Below are 2,487 nucleotides of genomic sequence, written 5' to 3' on the forward strand. Positions count from 1 at the left end.
CGCCACATACATGTCCAGCGGCCCGGTAATCGTCGCCACCCGCCGCCGCCCCCGCTCGATGAGATGCGCGACAGCCGCCCGCGCCCCACCCACATTGTCGGCGTCCACATACGACACCGACTCCAGATCCGACCGCCGCCCGTTGAGCACGGCAGGCATGTCGAGTTGCTCCAGCAGATCCGGCAGCGGATCATCCTCGTGCACGGAAACCAGCAGCACCCCGTCCACCCGATGCGCCGCGAGATACTGCGCGAAGCGCGCCCGCTCCTTCGGCGTCCGAATCAACGTCAGCAGCAACTGCATGTCCGTGTCGGCCAGTTCCGCCCCGATCCCACGGATGATGTCCGAGAAGTACGGCTCCGCGAACAACCGCGTCTCCGGCTCGGGAATGACCAGCGCGATCGCGTCCGTACGGTTTCCGGCCAGCGCCCGGGCCGCCCGGTTCGGCACATACCCGAGCTCGGCGATCGCCGCCTCCACCGCCGCCTTCGCCCGATCACTGACCCTCGGCGACCCGTTGATCACCCGGGAGACGGTGCCGCGCCCCACCCCCGCGCGCACGGCAACCTCCTCAAGGGTGGGCCGTCCGCTGTGCCGCCCGTTCATGGCCACTGGAGCCTCCTGTACTCATTTGCGCGCCACCTTACGACCTGGTGCACGAAAGGCGGCGGATCAGATCGTCAGCGCGAGCTCCATCCGCTGAGGCGCAGCGCATGAGAGCGCTCCCACGATACAAGCACCCACGCCGGCCTCCGGCGATGCCCGATGGAGCCATCCGTTCAAGAAGTGACCATCTGTCCGCCCCGGACACGTTCCGGCAACGAAATCGACTTCACATCTTGACACTGACCCCTCCCAGGCGTGAGTGTTCCGGCAAGCCTAGTGGGAGCGCTCCCACACATTGCTTTCACGATCACCCGGGGACGGCTCCACCGCATCGCACGCACCACCGCATCGCACGACCCACCCTGACAAGGAGAGTGGAATGCGCACTTCCGGCAGAACCCGCAGGACCGCCGTCATCGCGGTCGCGGGTCTCGCAGCCTGCGCGACCCTGATCACCGGTTGCGGCAGCAACAGCAAGGACGACAGCAAGGGGAGCTCGTCCAACGAAAAGATCACCCTGCGCATCGGTGACTACGGCTCGTTCGGCTACGACGACAAGACGGGCGCGAAGCTCTTCGCCGAGTACCACAAGCTGCACCCGAACATCACGATCAAGGAAGACAACGTCTCCGACAGCGGCCAGTACTGGAACGCGCTGAAGCTGCACCTGAACCAGAACAGCGGCCTGGACGACATCCAGGCGATCGAGATCGGCTTCGTGGCGAACGCGGTCCAGCCGCAGTTCGCGAACAAGTTCGTGGACTTCAAGACGGTCAAGGGCTTCAACGCCGCTGACTGGCTGGACTACAAGGAGAAGGAGGCCACCACCTCCGACGGCAGGATCATAGGTGTCGGCACGGACGTCGGCCCCACCGCGATCTGCTACCGCAAGGACATGTTCAAGGCGGCCAGGCTGCCCAGCGACCGGGACGCGGTCGCGGCGCTGTGGGCCGGCGACTGGCAGAAGTTCGTGGACGTCGGCAAGCAGTTCAAGGCCAAGTCGCCCAAGGGCGTGGCCTTCACCGACTCCGCCGGCGGCCTGTTCAACGCGGTGCTGTCCAGCCAGTCCACGCAGTACTCCGACCAGAGCGGGAAGCTGATCTACGCCTCCAGCCCCGGTGTGCAGACCGCGTGGAACCTGTCCGCCGAGGCGGTACAGGACGGCCTGACCGCCAAGCTCCAGCAGTTCGACCAGAACAACACCTGGAGCGCGGCGTTCAAGACCGACAAGTTCGCCACCGTCGCCTGCCCGAGCTGGATGATCGGCCAGGTCGCGTCGAACTCCGGTCCCGCCAACAAGGGCAACTGGGACATCGCCCAGCCGCCGCAGGCCGGCAACTGGGGCGGCTCGTTCCTCGGCATCCCGAAGTCCGGTAAGCACGTGGCCGAGGCCGAGGCGCTGGCGCAGTGGCTGACCGCCCCGGCGCAGCAGGTCAAGGTCTTCCAGAAGTTCGGCAACATCCCGTCGACGAAGGCCGGCCTGGACGACCCCGCGGTGGAGAGCACCACCAACGACTACTTCCCCGGCACCCCGGTCGGCAAGATCTTCGCGACCACCGCGCACAACATCCAGCCCGCCCCGATCGGCCCGAACGACGGCACCGTGAAGGACATCATCACCCAGAACGGGCTGCTCGACATGGAGCAGCGCGGCACCTCCAAGTCCTCGGCGTGGTCCAAGGTCGAGGCCCTCGTCAAGGACCAGGTCGGCAGCTGACCCCGGTCAGGACAGGTCAGGTCCGGTCACGGCGCTAGCGCCGAACCGTTCGGGGCCGCCCGGCAGTGACTCCCACCTGCCGGGCGGCCCGTGCCCGGCCACCGCCGCCGCGCACCCGTGCCGCACCCGTGCCGTATCCGCCCGCACATCCCTCCGCTTCGTCC

The 2,487-nt window shown here is 67.2% G+C and carries 2 protein-coding genes; one reads left to right on the forward strand and one right to left on the reverse strand.

Features of this window, described 5'->3' with window-relative positions; all coding sequences use genetic code 11:
* The coding region (locus AC13HU_RS35615) for a LacI family DNA-binding transcriptional regulator (protein WP_483046143.1) at positions 1-606 on the reverse strand (606 nt) is incomplete at its 3' end.
* A 379-nt stretch (positions 607-985) separates the two neighbouring features.
* Between AC13HU_RS35615 and AC13HU_RS35620 the strand changes: the two genes are divergently transcribed.
* Entirely contained in the window at positions 986-2,323 is a 1,338-nt protein-coding gene (locus tag AC13HU_RS35620; protein WP_483046142.1) for an ABC transporter substrate-binding protein, read from the forward strand.
* Positions 2,324-2,487: the final 164 nt, after the last annotated feature.

Source organism: Streptomyces sp. NH27 (genome assembly GCF_056859195.1).

Coding starts and splice junctions, on each gene's coding strand:
- AC13HU_RS35620 (WP_483046142.1), top strand. CDS start 986: ATGCGCACTTCCGGCAGAACCCGCAGGACCGCCGTCATCGCGGTCGCG.